The sequence below is a fragment of the Nannocystis pusilla genome (genome assembly GCF_020073745.1).
In the GTDB taxonomy this organism is placed as follows: Bacteria; Myxococcota_A; Polyangia; order Nannocystales; family Nannocystaceae; genus Nannocystis; species Nannocystis radixulma.
Genome location: NZ_JAIRAU010000001.1, coordinates 771,127 through 789,423, shown reverse-complemented (window position 1 = coordinate 789,423; position 18,297 = coordinate 771,127). Strand labels below are relative to the sequence as shown.

The 18,297-nt window shown below is 68.8% G+C and carries 10 protein-coding genes; 7 read left to right on the top strand and 3 right to left on the bottom strand.

Features of this window, described 5'->3' with window-relative positions; genetic code table 11:
- The first annotated feature begins 317 nt into the window (after window positions 1–317).
- From K7C98_RS03055 to K7C98_RS03030, 6 genes are all read left to right on the top strand, one after another.
- Window positions 318–923 (top strand): hypothetical protein, encoded by a 606-nt coding sequence (locus tag K7C98_RS03055; protein ID WP_224189976.1) that lies wholly within the window; start codon window positions 318–320, stop codon window positions 921–923.
- 33 nt (window positions 924–956) lie between these two features.
- A complete protein-coding gene (locus tag K7C98_RS03050; protein WP_224189975.1) occupies window positions 957–2,264 on the top strand; it encodes a hypothetical protein in 1,308 nt (435 codons plus the stop codon).
- Window positions 2,264–9,088, top strand: coding sequence for an SNF2-related protein (locus K7C98_RS03045; RefSeq protein WP_224189974.1), 6,825 nt, complete (start codon window positions 2,264–2,266; stop codon window positions 9,086–9,088). The genes K7C98_RS03050 and K7C98_RS03045 overlap by 1 nt, the downstream gene beginning before the upstream one ends.
- Before the next feature lie 28 nt (window positions 9,089–9,116).
- Window positions 9,117–9,371, top strand: coding sequence for a hypothetical protein (locus tag K7C98_RS03040; RefSeq protein WP_224189973.1), 255 nt, complete (start codon window positions 9,117–9,119; stop codon window positions 9,369–9,371).
- Window positions 9,372–9,867: 496 nt separating this feature from the next.
- A complete protein-coding gene (locus K7C98_RS03035; RefSeq protein ID WP_224189972.1) occupies window positions 9,868–11,859 on the top strand; it encodes a hypothetical protein in 1,992 nt (663 codons plus the stop codon).
- 81 nt (window positions 11,860–11,940) lie between these two features.
- On the top strand, window positions 11,941–12,657 hold the full coding sequence (locus K7C98_RS03030; protein WP_224189971.1) for a hypothetical protein: 717 nt from the start codon (window positions 11,941–11,943) through the stop codon (window positions 12,655–12,657).
- Between the two features lie 130 nt (window positions 12,658–12,787).
- Here the strand turns inward: K7C98_RS03030 and K7C98_RS03025 are convergent, their stop codons facing one another.
- Window positions 12,788–13,708: a hypothetical protein gene (locus K7C98_RS03025; RefSeq protein ID WP_224189970.1), complete on the bottom strand. Its 921-nt coding sequence runs from the start codon at window positions 13,706–13,708 to the stop codon at window positions 12,788–12,790.
- A 763-nt stretch (window positions 13,709–14,471) separates the two neighbouring features.
- Here K7C98_RS03025 and K7C98_RS03020 point away from each other — a divergent pair.
- Window positions 14,472–15,563 carry a hypothetical protein gene (locus K7C98_RS03020; protein WP_224189969.1) on the top strand — a complete coding sequence of 364 codons (1,092 nt, stop codon included), beginning with the start codon at window positions 14,472–14,474 and terminating at the stop codon, window positions 15,561–15,563.
- A gap of 14 nt (window positions 15,564–15,577) precedes the next feature.
- On the opposite strand, the gene K7C98_RS03015 is transcribed toward K7C98_RS03020, so the two are convergent.
- Complete coding sequence (locus tag K7C98_RS03015) at window positions 15,578–17,206, bottom strand: hypothetical protein (protein WP_224189968.1); 1,629 nt, start codon at window positions 17,204–17,206, stop codon at window positions 15,578–15,580.
- 20 nt (window positions 17,207–17,226) lie between these two features.
- A complete protein-coding gene (locus K7C98_RS03010) occupies window positions 17,227–18,297 on the bottom strand; it encodes a hypothetical protein (protein WP_224189967.1) in 1,071 nt (356 codons plus the stop codon).

Below are 18,297 nucleotides of genomic sequence, written 5' to 3'. Positions count from 1 at the left end.
GTCAATACGCGGCCCGAAAGAATTTCTGCGAGCGCGTCATTGTGCCATTCGGCGCGCCAATGACCCCTTCTCGCTGGCCGGGTGCGAGGTCGACCGAATTGCTGGCACTTAAGATATCACCGCTATTTCTGGTGCTGTCCCAAAAGACATCATATGATGTCTTTCAATATATGACGTGGACAGCCTGGCGCACTTGAGCGCGCCGCATGCGATCAATGGCTGTCCTGTGAGACATGTGCGGCGGCCGCGGAGCAGGGGGCGAAGTCGCGGCCGACTTTCTGCGTGCATTCGCGGGTCCGCTGTGTATGCTCCGAGTTATGTCTGGTGATGGCGGTGTTAAAGAGGATGGGCCCGGCGCAGCGGGCACGCGCCCAGGTCGTGATCGCCACCGATATCGGATCTGCGAGCTGACGGAGGCGAGCGGCAAGGGCCGCCCGAAGCGCATCGAGATCATGGCCTGGGAGGACCTGACCGACGACGACGTCGAGCGCCTGCGCCGGCTGAACGAGCCGCGCCTCAAGCCGCGCCAGGTGGCCGAGCTGGACGGCCGGACGGTCGCGCGAGGAGCCGACGTCACGGCCGGCGAGGCCGAGGCGAGCGAGCCGGCGCCGAACCCCGCGAACATCCGCAGTGACAATCCGATGGAGTGCGCCGACTTTGCGTCGCGGATTTCCTGGGACGCCTATCAGCGGGCCGCAGACGCCTCGGCCGAACTGCGGGCGCAGATCGTCGAGCTCAACCAGCAGACGCTCAACCAGACCAAGCAGATCGTCGAAATGCTCGCCGAACTCCGCACGCAGGCGCAGCAGCAACCGCCGCCGCCGCCGCCGCCGGTGTTCCGACAGATCTCTGTCGAGGACATCGCCAAGCTGGTTCACGTCGGGGTCACGGCCGTCAAGGAGATCAAGAAGGGGAGCAACTGAGCCCCGCGCACCAGCGCGATGGAGATGTAGACGATGGCACGCGCAGCACATGAAGAGATCACGCTCCCGTGGCGAGAGACCGTCGACGGAGCCGTCGCAGAGTTAGGGGCCATCTTCCGCGTCGAGCTCGTCGGCGGCAAGTGGCAGTGCACAGCCAAGGACGGTCGCTGCCGCACCGTGATCGCTAAGGAGCTCTCGAGTCAGAACGAGGCCAAACGCCACGCACAAGCCCACGCGGCGACGATGCCGGAAGTTCGCGCAGCGGCGAAATCTCGTGCGGCGGACGCGAAGCCGGGGGCGAAGAAGACCGCGACGCGACGATCGAAAAGGCCGGACGCGAAGCCAGCGCAGACCGACACGCACGATCGTGCGCCGACGTCGAGGTCGCCGCGCAAGTCTGAGCCCGTCATCGTGGAGCAGCCGGGCCCGAGCGTGGAGCCACGCGAACCGGAGGTCCCTGAGCCCGCAGCGCCGATCACGACGCTCGGCGTCACGTACCAGACCATGGGCGACGGTTGTCTCTGCGGCAAGACCCAGGGCGTGTGCTGGGTAGCGAACGGTAAAGACGTGGTGTTCGCCCGGCCACCACCGCGCGACGTCCATGATCGAGTCCGCGACGCGGTGATGCAGCACTACGCAGCAGAAGAGGCCGCCCGCGTGGCCGCGGAACAAGCCGAACGCGACGCGGCGGAGCAGGCCGCGCGCCGCGAGACAGCGGCGCAGGCCCGAGCCAGCAAGACCGCGGCGAAGAAGGCGGCTGTCCAGAAGATCGCCAAAGCATCCAAACCCGCGAAGAAGGTCGTGGCCACGAAGCCCTCCCGTGCCGCGGTCAGGGACGCTGCGCCCGCGAGAGGTGCCAAGGGAACCCAGGCCAAGCCTGCGAAGGACGCGGGTGCCAAGCCCGGGAGGGGTCGCAAAGCTGGCCGCACGCGCTCGAGCAAACCGAAGCCCGCGAAGGGCAAGCGCAACGCGCCGAAGGAGGATGCCTCTGTGACGACCACGACGACCACGCCCACCGCGAAGCGCTCACGCAAGGAGACCGAGGCGCCCGCCGCTCCGCCGGGGCCGATCGCGTGGTCCGACGTTGAGGGCAAGCCACGTGGCGTCGCGGCGCACGGCACCTTCCTGATCGAGCCGGAGGGCCAGGGCTTCGCGCTCTACTTCGCCGACCCGGGCGGCCAGAGCCGACACCTGCGCAGCGGAGCAATGCCCGAGCTGCGCCGCGCCGCCGAGGAGTACGCCGCCCGCGGTGAGCCGGCGCCGCTGCACGACGCGCCGTCGCGCGAGCAGGACGAGGCGCTCATGCGGGTCTTCGCCGGCGGGGCGGTTGAGGGCGCGTGATGGACACGCTGGTTATCCCGCAGGAAGCGATCGACCGCTTCGAGCGGCGCGCGGCCGAGGTGCGTGACCTCCTCCGGCGCGCGCGGAAGGGCGGCCAGAACGTCCCCTCCGACGCGTACCTGGAGGACTTCCTGTCGCGGAAGCGCGGCCCGCTGATCCGCATGATTGCCGAGGCGCTCGCCCAACGCGCCCCAGTGATGGACCTCGAGCGCGCCGACGAGTGGACCGTCACGCAGCGCACCGACGCCAACCTCACCGCCATGCAGCTCCTTACCAGCAAGCCCGCGGCGAGCATGACGACGGCCGACCGCAAGGTGCTCGCGCGTTACAGCGGTTGGGGCGGCCTATCGATCGAGAAGGCGCAGGGGGGCTCCCCGCCCTCGCTGCGCGTCGACCCGGTGTCGCTGCAACATGAGTACTACACGCCGACCGCGCTCACCCTCGAGATCGCCCGCGCGGTGAGCTCGCTGCTGGCGGATCTGGTCGGCGCGGACGGCATGATCCGCGCGCTCGAGCCCTCGGCCGGCATCGGCCGGTTCATCCGCGCGTTCGATGCCGTGGGCAGCCCGCCGATCCGCTGGACCGCTGTCGAGCTGTCGGCGCTTGCGGCCTCCATGCTCGCCGCGGTGCGACCGGGCCTCGAGATCTTCACGTCGTCGTTCGAGTCGTGGGTCGCGCAGCACGGGCCCGAGTACGTCGGCCGCCTGAACCTCGTGGTTGCGAACCCGCCGTTCGGCTCGCGCGGCGAGTTCAAGGTCGAGGATCCCGACCGCAGCTACCGCGAGAGTGTGGCGTGGGCCTACTTCCTCCGGCGAGGTCTCGACCTGCTCGCGCCGGGTGGCCTCGGCATCTACATCATCCCCATGGGGTTCATGTCGGACCCCAAGCGCCGCAAGCTACGCGAACACGTGCTGCTGCGGCATCACCTCGTCAGCGCGTTCCGCTTGCCCTCCGTCCTGCGTCTTTCGGACGGCCGCAAGCGCGACCTCTTCCCCGGAACGCACAACGTCACCGACCTGCTCTTCTTCCGCCGCCGCGTCGGCGAGTTGGTCGAACTCGACGCGGAGGACACCTTCATCGCCGAGGGCCGCTACTTCGAGACGATCTCCGGCCATGTGCTCGGCACCGAGGATCGGTCCTACCGCCTGCAGATCATCGGCCCGCCCGTCCGTCTGCCCGCGATCGTCGAGCGGCCGATCTGCACCGCGTGCAAGATCCGCCCACCTGTCGCGCCGGCGGCTCGCGCGACGGAGAAGGTCGACAGCACCGATCCGCGGCTGTCGCTCGCGCGGGCGCTCGCGCAGCGGATCGACGCCTACTTCGCGGCGCTGTCAGGCGCGCGCGGCGGCGAGGATCCGTATCTGCTGTGGCCTGAGCTGGTCGGCGCGCTTCGGGCCTTCACCGCGCAGTACGGCAGCCCGCTCGATGTCAAGAACGTGCGCGTCCTGAGCCGCGACCGCGACGTCATGCGGAGCTTCGCTCGTGCATTCGAGCCGGACGGCGGCCTGCTCCCGAGCCTGCGCGAGCGACCGCGCCAGGCCGTGAGCGCCGGACCCACGCGTGACCCGCTCGCGCTCGCGGAGCACCTTTACCGGGCGGAGCGTGGCCTGACGCTCGCACGGCTGATGCAGCTCTACACCGGCGACGAGACCCGCGAGTCGGTCCTGAGCATGCTGCTTCAATCCGGGTGGTGCGTCGACGGTCCCGGCCTCACGCAGCTCGTGCCGGGCGAGGTCTACTTCACCGGCGACCTCTGGGCGCGGTACGACCGCGCCGTCGCGCACCCTGACGACCGGCAGGCGCAGAAGCAGGCGCGCCGCCTGCTCGACATCATCGGTCCGGCCCTGCTCACGGACCTGGGGAGCTTCACGCTGCGCGAGAGCTGGATCCCGCTCGCGCTCGTCTCCTCGTGGATCAGCGAGACCATCAACAGCGACTATCCGCCGGTCGAGCTGACCCGCGGCGAGGGTCTCGTCCAGGTTCGCGGCCTCGACTACCAGGCGCTCGAGGAGCACCCGCGGCTGTCGCCCGACACGATCTCTCTGCTCGGCTGGCTCAACCATGATCTCGTGCTCTACAAGCCCGAGAAGGCCAAGAAGATGGAGTCGCTGAACGAGGCGCGTGCGCGTCGGGCCGAGGGATGGGACCGCGAGTTCCGCGACTGGATCCGCGGCGCCCCCGAGCGCGAGCGGGCCCTGATGACCGCGTACAACCGCCACCACCGCGGGTTCGTGGTGCCGACGTTCAGCGAGGATCCGCTGGCGATCGCGCGGTGGACGAGAGACCCCACGAAGCAGCTCCACGACTACCAAGCCGGCGGCGTGCGCCGCATCCTGGAGAACCGGGGCGGCCTGCTCGTCTACGATACAGGCGTCGGCAAGACCTTCACCGCGCTCGCGGCGATCGCCGCTGCACGGCAGGAAGGCTGGGTCACGCGGCCTGTGGTCATCGTGCCGAACGCGATCGTTCTCCAGTGGCGTGACGAGATCGCCACAGTGCTCCCGGACTACCGCGTCGTCATCATCGGCGCGAACCCGACGACCACGGAGCGCGGCGGGCAGCTCGACGAGGAGAGCGAGACGGACACGCCGGCCGAGCGCGCGCAGAAGTGGGCCCGCTTCCAGGGCGGCGAGTACGACCTTGCCTTGTTGACCTACAGCTCCATGCCACGCACGCGCATCGACGTCGACGCGCTCGGGGCCATGTTCGCCGAGTCGCCCGCGCTGCAGCGACAGATCGCGCTCAAGCGCCGCAACATCCTCGACAAGAAGGAAGCCGATCGGACCGAGCGCGAGAAGGCGATCCTCAAGGGCGAGCTCGCGGGCTGGATCCTCGAGCGCCTGGAGCTTCCGGAGAATTGGGACTACGACGGCGACGTCCGGTGGGAAGACCTCGGGATCGACTTCCTGGTGATCGACGAGATCCACAACTTCAAAAACCTCTTCCTGCCCGAGCCGCGCGAGAAGGGCGTCCCCGCGTTCATGGGCTCCCCGGGCGAGGGCTCGGCCCGCGCGTGGCAGTTGTTCTTCCGCGCCGCGCTCGTCCGCCGCCGCACGGGCGGCGCGGGGATCCTCGGGCTGTCGGCGACGCCCGCGAAGAACGGGCCAATCGAGCTCTACAGCGTGATCAGCTACATCAACCCGCGGGCCTGGCTCGACCTCGGGATCTACGACGCAGAGAATTTTGTCGATCAGTTCTGCGTGCTGGAAGAACGCGAGATCGTCACTGCGGCGATGCGCCTCGAGAAGCGCCTGGCGATGGTCGGCTTTCGCCGGCTCCGCGATCTCCAGAGCATCCTGCGCCGCTTCCTCGACATCAAGTCGTCGTCGGAGATGGCCCGCCTTGGGCGCCTCAAGAAGCCGAAGGCGTCGTCCGAGCTGGTGCTCGTCGACCTAAATGACGCGCAGCGCGAGAAGACGGCACAGTACCTGGGCATCTACCGCCAGAAGATCGCCGAGGGCTCCGTGGGGAACTTCCACCTCGGCATGATCACGCGGTTGGGGCTCGTGGCGATCCACCCCGCGCTGGACGAGGGCTACAAGTTCGACACAGCGCTGACCGGCGGCGAAGAACTCCCGAAGCCGGACGACTACTCGTCGCCGAAGTTCGAGGCGGTCGCTCAGCGGGTGCTCGCGCAGGCGGTGTGCGGCCACATCGTCTTCGTCGAGCCACTCGCCGCGCAGGTGTGGCTCAAGGAGACGCTCATCCGGGCCGGCATCCCGGGCGCTAGGATCGCCCTGCTCAACGCTCAGAGCGCGCCGAGTGCCGCGGACCGGCGAAAGATTGCGCAGGCGTTCAACCGCGGCGAGTACACCGTCGTGATCGCCAACGCCATCGCGGGCGAGGGCGCGAACCTGCAGCGCCGAACGTGCGCCGTCCACAACGTTGATATCCCCTGGGATCCCATGACCCGGCGTCAGCGCAACGGCCGGGCCGATCGCCAGGGCAACGAGAACGAGGCCCTGATCGTCTATGACTACCTCGCGCGCCGCTCCGGGGACGGGCCGCGCCTGGCGAAGTTGCAGGGCAAGAGTCACTGGATCGAGGAGGTGCTCGAGAGCCGCGACGACGTCGCGCTCAACCCTGCCGCGCAGGTGAGCCTGTCGCCGATCGAACTCCTCGCCGAGCTGACCGAGGACGCGCAGGAGACCGCCATGCTGTTGGCGCGCGTCGAGGAGGAGCGCCGCAGGCAAGCGCGCGGCCGGCTGCTGCGCCAGGTCGCGGCGCTGCTGCGGGCCGCCGACGCCCGCTTCCGCGAGGCCGAGCGCGCGGTGGATCCGCTCGAGGCGGCCCGTCTCCGCCAGGAGGGACAGCGCGAGCTGACGGCGCTCAAGTCGGTCGACGCCGCGATCTGGCCGCTCTACGAGCAGGCCCGCGTGCTCGAGCGCCAGCCGGTCCTCGTGTCGCTCGAGGGCGTGCCGTTCTGGGACGGTCTCCGGCTGTGGTCGCAGCGCGGCGGCGCGAGCACGTTCTACGAGTTCGGCCGCGTCGTCGACGGGCGGATCGGCCACCGCAAGCTGGGCGAGGCAACATGGACCACCGTGGGCGTCGAGGGCCTGACGATGCCGATCACGCCGGCGAGCTACACCGGCGGCTGGCCCGAGGAGGGCGAGAGCACGGGCGAGGCCATCGCCGCGGCGGTGGGTCGCCTCGGCGCCGGCGGCGGGTGGGAAGACCTGGGCTGGCCGCTCGCGTCGCAGCGCTTCCTCGAGGAGTGGTGGCCCCGCTTCGCCGAGGACTTCCGCGACCAGCTGGCGCGCCGCACGTGGGCCGGCGCCGACGAACTCTACCCGGCGCTCACGCCAGACGACGCGCTGATCCTCGTGGAGGCGAAGAACCTCCACGGCCTGCGGCTCATGCCGCCGGACATGGCGAGCTTCGAGCGCTTCCTCGTGCTCGCACGCGGCAGCACGTTCAAGCTGCACGAGCTGCGCGCCGCGGCGCGGCTGTGGTGGGAGCGGACCGTGCCCGCGTCGGTGAAGGCCCGCGAGATCGAGCTCGCACAAGCCCCCGACGTCGAGCCGAGACCTGTCGAGCCGCCACCTGCGCCGCGCGACGCCGGCTTCGCCGAGGCACCACCGCGCGGCACACCGGCTACGCCGGCGCCACCGACCGCGACCACTAGGCCGTCGGCGGAGACCTCGCCGCCGCGTGAAGTCGGCCACTTCTGGCGGATCGCGGATCGCTACTACGGCGACACGGCGCTGATCCGCAGCATGCAGGCCGCGGGCTACCCGGCCGAGCATGCCGGGTTCGGTTTCTTCGACGTCGTGCTCCCGAAGGGCAAGATCAGCTTCAACCGCGCGCAGGATGAACGCCTCTTCGAGGAGCAGATCGGCCGCCTTCACACGCTCGACGTCCGGGGCGACGTCGACCTGCCCGCCATGCTTGTCGAGCTCGAGGCCGCCGGACACGCCGTGTCCGGTGGCGAATGGGAGACGATGCCCACGAGCTACCCGCCGCCGAAGGAGCCGATCCTTGCAAGCGTGCCCCCGCCGCCAGAGCCCTCCTTCGCAGCAGCAGCGGCCGAGGTCGCGCCAGAGGTCGAGGCGGAGGCCGAGGAGCACGAGGCCGAGGAGCCCGCGCCGGCGATCGCAGCGGAGGAAGGCGGCCTCGAGTTCTCGATCGACCCGAAGGAGCTTCAGGGCGCGCTGAACCTGATCAAGCGGGTCTCTGATCCGAAGATGGACAACCTGTCGATGGTGCAGATCGAGTGCCACGGCCACGTGTTCTTCCGCATCGGCTCGCCGCGGAGGTTCTTCGAGCTGCGACTGCAGTCGACCCGCTGCGCGGCGATGGGCGACGCGACCGTGGAGGTCAAGCCCTTGCTCGACGCTGCTCGCACGCTCGGCAAGCAGCGCCTGACGATCCGCAAGACACGGGGCGCACGGGCGCTGCAGCTCGTGGCGGGCGCGCGCCAGGTCGAGATCCAGACCATCGACTACACCCCGACGCGGATCGAGTCCGAACCTGTCCACGTGGTCAGCCTGCCCGGCGATGTCCTCGCGGATCTGCTTCACCGAACCACCTACGCGATCGGCAGCGATCCGAAGCGAAAGCACCTTCAGGTCCTGCACGTCGAGAGCGACGAGCGGTCGCTCCGGTTCCTCAGCCTCGACGGCCCGCGGCTTGCCGTCGCCAGCACCCCCGTGGCCGGTGCCGCCGAGCTAGACGGGTTCCAGATCAGCCGGCCCGCCGCGGAGCGCCTGGAGGCCCTGATCGACCAACATCTCGCCCTCGCGCGCCCGCGCGGCCGCGGTACGTCTCGCGCGGTGCCCCCGGTCCAGATCCTGGTGACGGCCGAGACCCCCATGCGCCCCAGGATGCTGGTCTTCCGCTCGGAGCTGTTCACCTTCGCCGCCGCTCACATCAACGTCGACTTCCCGAGCTTCGAGCGCGTCGTGCCTGCGCTCGACAACCTCGGAGGGATCGGTGTGGTCGCGGCGCGTGAACTCGTCGATGCGCTCGCCGCCGTCGCACGAACCAAGGACAACGCGGTCCTCGAGTTCAAGGACGGGCTCCAGATCACGAACAAGGGCGGGGGCAAGCAGCCCGTGTTGCGCTTCGCCGTGCGCGACGCGTTCGTCAGCGGCCCACCCCTTCGCATCGTCGTGAACCCCGACCTGATCCAGCCCGCGATCGCCGCGGCAAGCGGCGACGATCGGGCGTATGTCGGGCTGGCTTACCAGACTGACCCAAAGGCCCCGTTCGTGGTCACACGCTGGCTCGCGGACGAGCGGCCACGGGACCGCCGCGAAGCCCTCGCAAAAATTCACGAGGAAGTGCGAACCCACAACCTTGCCGTCGTCATGCCCATCACGTGACGCAAAGGACAGCATGCTTGACCGAACGATGCTCACCCTCGGCGCCTTCCGTTTCGACACGGTGGTCCTCGGCCCCGGCGAGTCCTCCGTGGAGATGCTCGAGCACCGCGCGATCGCGGTGGTCCTCATCTCAGGCCGCGCTCGGTGCAACGGCGTCGACCTGCAGCCCTGGCGGTCGATGACGGTGCGCAAGAGCTGCTGCATCGAGGCGAACGGGCCCTGCATGGTCGCCCGCATCACTGTCGACGGCCCCGAGGCGGTCCACCTGGGGGAACGGGCGTGACGCACCACAGCGAGGCCGCCGGTGGCCGTCCGCAGGCCGGACGTGGTAAGGAGCGAACATGCGCAACGCCCCCATGATCGCCCTGTCCGCCCTGTGCTTCCTTGTCGGCTGCAAGAACCCCGGCGGCGACGACTCGACGTCGTCGTCCACCGGCGATGAGGCGCATTGCTCAGAGGGGTACGGCGACGGGCCCGAGGTCGACGCAGACTATCCGCCGTGCGGGTGTGATCCGCAGACATGCGACAACGGAGGCACATGCCGGGTCTCAGGGTTCTCTCCCGCATGGACGTCCAGCGTCTGTCAGCCCACGTGCACCTGCACTGACCCCGACGACGTGGACGGCGAGTGTAGCGCCAACGATTGCCCGACGCTGGCGGACCTTCCGGCGACCTGCTTCGATGGCGTGTGCGTCGTCTTCTGCGACAACCGAGCGTGTCCCCCTGGCTACGTCTGCGGGGATAACTCGACCTGCCAAGTCCAGTTGGAGTGAGATCAGATGGTAGCGCTACGATGGGGAACGGAGGAGTTCACGCAGATCTTCGGCGCCGATGTGTCGGACCTGGAAATGTTCCGCTCGCGGTTACCCTCGCATCAGGAGCTCCAGAACGCTTGGTGCGACCCCTCCATCCGCACCAGCCTCGGCCTCGACCGGTTTGAGGCACTCGCCGCGAGACAGAGTCAGGACCTCAGCAAAGGCGCCAGAGCTCTCCTGTTTGACCTGGCCAGCAACCTCGGCAACGAGGCGGGCAAGCTGGTGAACTTCCCGATGGAGAAGCTCGCTGGTTTGCGAGCGACGATCCAAAGCAGCCCGATCGCGGGGGCCATCAGCGAGAACGACGTGATCGCAATCTTCAACGGTCAGGACGCTGACAAGGCCATCAAGGCGGCGGGCAAGGTGGCGCTCGGCGTGGGCCTCGCCGCCGTGGGTACCGCGATCCCCGTCGTCGGCCAGATCGGCGCTGCCGTCGTGGCGCTCGGCAAGGCGATCTACTCGATCCTCGACGCCCAGAAGAAGGCGCTGGACCAGAAGGAAGCAGCCGTCCGTGAGGCGATGTACCAGACCTTCCCGCCGCTCCAGACGGCCGACAGCGTCACGGACAGCGGCCTCGTGCAGAACCACCTGCGGGCCATCCTGACCTCGCAAGACTGGACCCCGGTGTTCCTGCCGCGCTTCCAGGGCGAGTGGGTCGGCATCGAGCGCGACAAGGGCTTCGCGTTCGCGCCGGGCAAGAAGACCAAGTGGAGCGACGAGTTCGGCGGCGACAAGGCGGAGGCGTTCGTCCCGAGCGGCGGCGTCGGTCTGATCCCGGGCACCTCGATCCTGACGTCGGTGATCCAGGTGAACCTCGACCCGCGCGGCCACGCGTTCAGCAACTTCCTCAAGGGTGGCGACGACCCGCGCGGCCCGATGACGGCGTCCAACCCCATGAGCGGCGCGCAGTACGTGATCGACACGGGCTCCTTCTACCCCGCGACGGCGCGCCTCGGAGCGCTCGCCTGGGAGTGGGCCACGCGGACCGGCTCACCGTACCTCTACCGGCTCGACGTGCCGCGCATGCACGCGGCCTGGAAGGCATACTGCGACGCAGGGATCGACTACCTCCGCGAGCGCGTCTTCCCCTGGTACGCGAAGTTCCTCAAGGCCAAGGCGCACGGCGACGGCGACAACGTGAACCTCGAGGGCTTCTTTGGCGCCGCCGTGTACTACGGCGTCGGCTCGTGGGCCTGCCGGCAGTCCGGCGGCACCAATTTCAAGCCGGTCTTTACGAAGAGCCCGATCCCCTCGGGCCGCTACCGCGAGCAGATCAAGGCGGCCAACCTCTACCCGAACAGCGCTCACTCGGGCGGGTTCCTGCCGATCCTGAGCGAGCCGAGCCAGACTTTCCAGAACTGCATGGGGACCATCTACTACCGGAACCCTGCGATCCGGGACGTGCTCAACAAGCTGCAAGAGCGCCAGCGGTCGGACCTGCGGCGCACGCTCGTCTGCGCCTACGTCCGTCGCACCGACGCCGCGTTCGTGGGGGAGGAGAACAAGGCCCTGCTCCACCTGCTCAACAAGCAGCGCGCGCTGCTGCTGACCAGCGAGGATCGCTTCTACGTGAACATGCTCGACGTGCCCGAGGACGAGACCCACGAGGGCCAGGACTGGCGTGGTCTCCTCCTCAAGTCTGGCGTGCCTGCGCTGCCGAACAACGTCTCGGAACCCAAGAAGCGTCTCACGGCGGACGAGCCCGGCGAGCCGCCGGAGCTGCCGCCGCTCAGGGTCGGAGACCCGGTCCCGGCAGCGTGGAAACCGAAGGTCGCAACCCTCGTGCTTGGGGGGTTGAGCACGGGCCAGGAGGACGAGGCAGGCGGCCACGGTGAGGCCGTCGCTGCGGGTCGGGACTGGCGCGACCTGGCGACCGGAGCCGCGGCGTTCGGCGGTCTGTTCGCCGCGGGGTGGGCCATCAGCAAGCGCTGGAGTCGCAAGTCGGCGCCGGAGTGAAGTTCACCGCTGGCGAGTGAGCGGCCGTCGCCCGCGGGCCGGTTGCCCCACTCGCCGCCCCTTCCTGCCAGGGATAGTATGATGGCGATGTCGTTCACTGCGCTCATCGTTGTTGGGGGGGCGCTCGTCGTCGGGCAGACGGTCGGGCTCGGCGAGCCGCCCGGATGCGTTGCGACCGCGATGATCGCCGGGGCCAGGGCGAACGTACCCGTCACCGCGGACTCGCAGCAGCTGCGGGCCCGGATCGACTCGGCAAGTTCATCGGCGCAGGCCGCCGAGAGGGCGAGCGATCGGCGCGAGCGGCGGAAACGTTGCGTCGACGCGCTGCTGGCCTACGCCGACCTCGCGCCCGAGGTGTACGGACGGGAGCGCGGCGAGAGCGAGGCGACTCGGGCGAGGCAGATCGCGGTGGCATCTTCGCTCGGCGTCGACGCGTACATCCCGCCGCGCGCTCCACTACCTGCGCCGACGCCAGAACAGCAGTGGGAGCGACGCCGTCGCCGTCTGGTGGGGCATACCGCGACGTCCGGAGTCTTCACGGGCATTGGCGTGGCCATGTTGACCGTGCCGTGGATCGTACTCGCCGCGTCCTGCGGCCCCGAGAACTTGTGCGAGGGGTACGGGGCGATCTGGCTGTCGGGATTCGGCGCGCCGATCTTCGTCGCCAGCGCAATCCCGCTCGGGATCTGGGCCACGCGTTTGCACAGACACTTGCGAACGCTCCCGCCGGGCCTCGCGCTCTCCCGCGGCCGCGCGCGCCTCGGCCTCTCCGGTTCAGGTTTCCGCCTGGATTTTTGACCGGGTTCCCAGCGTTCGGCGGCCTTTCGCGGCGGGGTGGGCGATCAGCCAGCGCTGGGGTCGCAAGTCAACGCCCGAGTGAGAGCGGGCGGATCTCGGACGCTGGGCGAGCCTCGACCCGCGCCCGCGACTACGGCGAAGGAACACCGCAGAGGCCGACGTTCTCGTAGCCGGGCGGGGCCTGGCCCGGGTCGAACCACGCGAGACACTCCTGGCCCTGACCCGGGCAAGTATTCGGCTGCGAGACGTCACAGAACGGCAGGCAGCAGCCGAGGCCGCTCGGATCGCACTCGACCGCGAACTCGGGCAGATGGCAGACGAGCCCCGGATCGCAGCCGTTGGCGTGCTCGCACACGTCGAAGACCTGGCCATCCTCGCCGCTGGCGTCGAGGACGCAGAGGAAGCTGTTCGGGTCCTGCGGGTTGGGGATGCACAGATCGCCGCCCGTGCAGTCCTGAGCGAGTGGGTCGCAGTGCGGGAGGCAGAGGATCAAGGTGGCCTCCGCGGTGATCGTGCAAGACGTCATCGGCTCCGGGCAGGTCGGCGCCTCCGGCGAGCCCGTGCACATCGAGAGGCACGTGCCCATGCCGGTGTCCCAGTCGACGAACCAGCACATCAGGCCGTCGTCGCAGGAGTCCTTGCCGCTGACTCCGCTGTCGATGACCATGCACGGCTCGTCGACCCCGGCCGGATCGGGCACGAGGTCGAAGCAGCCCCAGCTCTCCCACACGTGGTCGCCGTCGCCCGAGTACGGCATGCACTTCTGTCCTTCGGGACATGCCTTCCGCCACGGATCGCACTCGCTCGGGCCCAGATCCGGCCCGGCAGTGAACGAGCCGCCGTGGTCGGTGCTTGCGGCAGAGGTGCTCCCGCTGGCGACGCCGGTTGTTGGCTCGTCGTGGCTCGTCGCCGCGACGCTCGTGCTCATCGCCGCTGCGGTGGTGGTCGTCATCGTGCCCGTGCTCGTCGCCTCCGTCGCGCTCTCGCCGAACTCGTAGGGCCGCAGCGAGCAGCCGGCGACGACGTGGAAGACGAGCAGCGACCACGCCAAGGAGCGCGGAAGGATCGCGGTGCGCATACGCCCAAAAATTGGCATCTCGTTGATCAACATGCCCGATCCGCCCGAAAAAGTAACAAGAGGGCTCCAGCTGACACGCCCCCGTGGGCTCGATGTGTCGCTCACGAATTCTGCCGTGCCGCGTTCGCCGCAGACTCGAAATCAGCCCAAGGGATCCATTTGATGAGCCGACGCATCGGGTCATCCGGGGCGCGCTGTAAGACCGCGTCCCTGACAAGCGCATGCAGTTGCGGATCAACGGCACATCCGGCTTCCAGCCAGCCCTCGCCGTTCATGGGGTAGACCCAAGTCTCCGGTCCGCCGTGCCCGATGTGGTGTATCAGCCGCGCTTGACGCCACGAAATTTCGAGACCAGCTTTGAGGGGCCATCCTGTGTCGATCTGGCACCGTTCCATCAAGACGGACAGGTCAGGGCTCGGACCGTAGTCCATGGACAGGTCCAGAGACCGGGCCTGTTCCAGTGTGCTCGCGAGATGGCCCTCGATTCGCCCAAACGCTCCAGCTGGCAGGGGTCGCAACCATGTGATCAGCACGAGGGCCCCACGGCTGGCGAGAGCAGGGATCTGTGTCGGTGAAACGTGGCTCATCAACCCAACTCTATCCGCGGGAGCCGCCGACGTCGACGCCCAGGTCGGGCCAAGCTGGCGCGCCGCGCTGGGGTCGCATGTCGACGCCAGCGAGACCCATCTGGCTGGTGGTTGGAGCCGGTCTTCGGCTCGTGGACGCTTCACGCACCATGGGCTACCGTTGGGGCATGCGGCCACGGTCCCGGCCTGTACTCGTCCTCGGTCTCGCGCTCGCCTGCCAGCCGTCGGAGACTAATACGTCGCCGTTCACGACGGCGCCGACAAACCCAGCGACCTCCAACGCGAGCACCACCAGCTCCTCGAGCAGCAGCTCGACGACGGGCGGCGAGCTGTCGACCGGCTCGGGGAGCGGCGGCGCCAGTACCGGCGGAACGACGACGCTCATCCTCGATGTCGGCAGCAGCGACGACCTCGGCAACCTCCAGCCCGAGGGATGCAAGGGGAAGATCGACTTCCTGTTCGTGATCTCGCGCCACGACTACATGAACGCGGTCCAGGCCCAGCTCGCCGAGGCGGTCCCGAAATTCCTCGAGACGATCCAGACCAAGTTCGCCGACTTCGACTACCACGTCATGGTCGTGAAGGGTGATCCGCTCTGGGGATCCTTGGCCTGCAACGCGGAGTGCCCAGGCCCCTTCACGTATTGTTCGGTGCCCAACGCCTACCCCTGCGAGATGCTCGGCAAGCTCGCCGAGTGCGACACGACCTGGGGCGCGGGCGCGGTGTTTAACGTCGGTGAGAACACCCCCAACAAGCCCTGCGACATCGCAGATGGCCGCCGCTACCTGACGCGGGACACGCCGGACCTGTCCGAGACCTTCGCCTGTATCGCACAGGTCGGCACGGACGGCGGTGACCTGCTCGGTGAGGCGCTGGTCCACGCGGTGAGCCCGGAGCTGAACGATGCCGGCGGCTGCAACGAGGGCTTCCTTCGCGACGACGCGCTCCTCGTCGTCACGCTCGCCTCCATCACAGGCGACTTCAACTCCGAAGGCACTCCGGCCGAATGGGCGCAGGCGGTGATCACCGCCAAGCATGAGGAAGAGGGGTCGGTGGTGATGTTCGGCATCGGCAGCACGAAGATCGCAGGAGAGTGCCCGAAGACGGACCGGGATTGTCAGCTGGTAGCGCTGTTCCCCTACTCGCACTGGATCAGCCGGAACGAACCAGACTTTGGACCCGGGTTTGACGAGGCGACAGGCCTTGTCGACACCGCATGCTCGAAGTTCATCCCGCAGTGAACTTCGCCGCACGCTCACGGTTCGACGAACGCGAACGCCGGGTAGCCCGCGCCGAAACCAGCGCCGACCACAACACCCGGGGCGGCCACTACCGCGAACGCTATGTGCAGGCCGGCTTGCTTCCCCTTCGCGAGGGTCCACGCGGGCGCGTAGGTGTGGGGCACGTAGCCCTGGAGGAGAAACTGCGTCGTGTTGCCGGTGCCGAGGGACCCGGCAATGACGGCGTACCCCGCAGGACTCCACGTCAGGCCGAACGGAACCGAGACCTCCGCAGGCAACGTCACTTGCCACGCGAGGACACCACCAGGCTCGTAGAGGCGCAGCTCGGGCTCGGGGTCCAACGCGTCGTCACAGGTGTAGAGCCCGACGACGGCGCGGCCCTGATCGTCGATCGCCACAGTGCTCGCGCCTCCCTGTGTCGTGTTGCCCGGCCCGAGGCCAGGGACGATCCAGGACGGCTCTCCGCCTTGGCCGTCGAGCTCGAGCACGAAGGGTCGCTTGCGCTTCGTCGGGGGATCGACGTCCTCGTGCAGCCCGTACACCTCGCCGACGAGGACGAGCTGCTCACCTCGGATCGGATGACTTCGGAAGTCGCAGTCCTTCACGGTCTCGTCGAACGTATGCCACTCTTGTGGGTTCGGTCGATAGTCGAGCTCGACCGTCGACCCGTTGAGCGTCCAGACCCGCCCATCGATCGTGTCCATGAGCGGTAGGGACGACGGGCCGGTGCCGCAGATGGCCCGTCTGTCGTTCGCGCCACGGGCGAGCGCATGTGCAACCTCGTCTTTCTCGCCCGTGCGGAGGACGGTCGGCGCCTGGCCCCACATCATCGTCGCCACGCGCCAGCGCGGGCCGTCGCCGCCCGTGACGTTGACGAGCAGGTCGATCGTCTCGCCGTCGATCTCGATGTCGACTGCGGTGCAGGGGTACTCCGGGAACAACAGCACCACGTCGGCGCCGCTGTAGCTCCCGTCGAGGTTGCGGCGGTGCGCGTAGCAGTGCGGGGTATTGCCGTCGAACACGGTGCCGAGGCCGACGAGCGCGTCGTCGCCGAGCAGGGCGAGCGCGTCGACCTGGCCGAGCCCGTCGTCCGGGATCACGTCCCACAGCACCTCCGAGCCGGCCTCCGGGAGCGCCACCGTGTAGTGGCCGAGTTCGGTCGCGCCCTCGATCTGCTCCAACCGCGGCGCGAAGGTCGCCTCGCGTGTCCCGTTGGACAGGCCGCTCAGGATCTCGATCGCGCCGTGGAAGTGATCGTCTGGCCCCTTGGACAGCTCGACCGACGCGAAGCCGGGACGGTCCATGCGGACGTGATCCGCGTCGGCGACGACGTCGACGTCGATGATCCCGACCTGCTCGAGCGGGTCGGGCGTGAACACCACCGACATCACCGCCGGCACCACCGGATCGCCCGTCGTGCTGGGCGCCTCCGAGGTCGAGGTCGTGGGCGTACCCTCGCCGTCGCTCGTGACGGTCTGGATCCCGCCGGTCGGCAGCGTCGGATCGCCGCCGGTGGTCGTCGCGGTCGAGTCGGATGAAGCGGTGCATGCATCGTAGTCGGCACAGCTCGCCAGCGGATCCAGCGGACAGCCGGCAAGGCAGATCAGGGCGACCGGGGCAAGCGAGCGGTGTAGCGCGATCATCGGGACCTCGGGTGAGCAAGTCAGAATCGAGCACGGAGGACAAGCCCGCCGGGCGCGGGCAGGAGCATTGCATGGGAAGTGGCACGGGCGAGGCGCTTCGCGCCGACGCCAGTCAGTACGGCGCCGACGACGAGGGTGCTAACGCCGATGACCGCCGTCGCCACCATCAGCGGCCGCTGGCGATCATAGTCACGCTCCAGGGCGGCGTGCCTATCTGCTTGCTCCACCGTGCCGTACGGGCCTGCTTCTTCATGCAGGGCCCGGGACTCGCGCCAGGTGTCGAGCATGCGGCCGCCCATGACGCCGGCGGCGACGCTGAGACCAAGACCGACGCTGAGGGTCACGCCTCCGGCGATCAGCAGTTCGCTACCCCGCCGCGGCGAGGTCCGTGGGACGGGCGAACGCCACTCTCTCGCGGGGGGCCCGTCGACGTCGCCTGGCGTCGGAGCGGTCACCTCCGCAGTCGCTGGCGAGGACGTGGATGACTCACTCACGTTGTCCGCGTAACGGGGTGCCTCTCGCGGAGCTGGCGAGCGGCCAGTCACCGGCAACAGCGGATCGGTCAGCGCCGTCCTGAGCGGCCCAGCTTCACCTGTCGGGGATGGTACGGCGGGCGTGCTTGTCGAGACGTCCGGCTCGTCCGTGGCCTTCGCGCTGGGCGACGTGCTTGTCAGGGCTGCAGCGGGCTCCTTCGCCGATCTCTTCGCCAGGCGCGGCGGATCGGCCGCTGGCCGCCTTGGGGTGCTCTGGCAGCGCACGCCCGCCTTGCGCTCGCGCGAGACGAGATCCTCGATCTCCGCCATGAAGCTCGCGCGCTGGGCGGAAGATTGACCCTTGACCGCCACGCTCTGGTCGAAGGCGCGCCGCGCCTTGCACACGGCCTTCGCGTCCCCCGTCTGGTCGAACAGCAAGAGGAAGTCACGATACGCGTAGAAGTAGTACCTCGCGCGGTGCTCGTCGCTCTTCGCCGTCTTCGCGCGCTGCAAGGACTGCTCGGCCTTGCATCGCTTGTCGAAGAGGTCGCACGAGGAGCCGGCTGGGGTCGCCGTCGCAGGTTGAAGGGCGAGCAGGCATGCGAGGAACAGAGACAT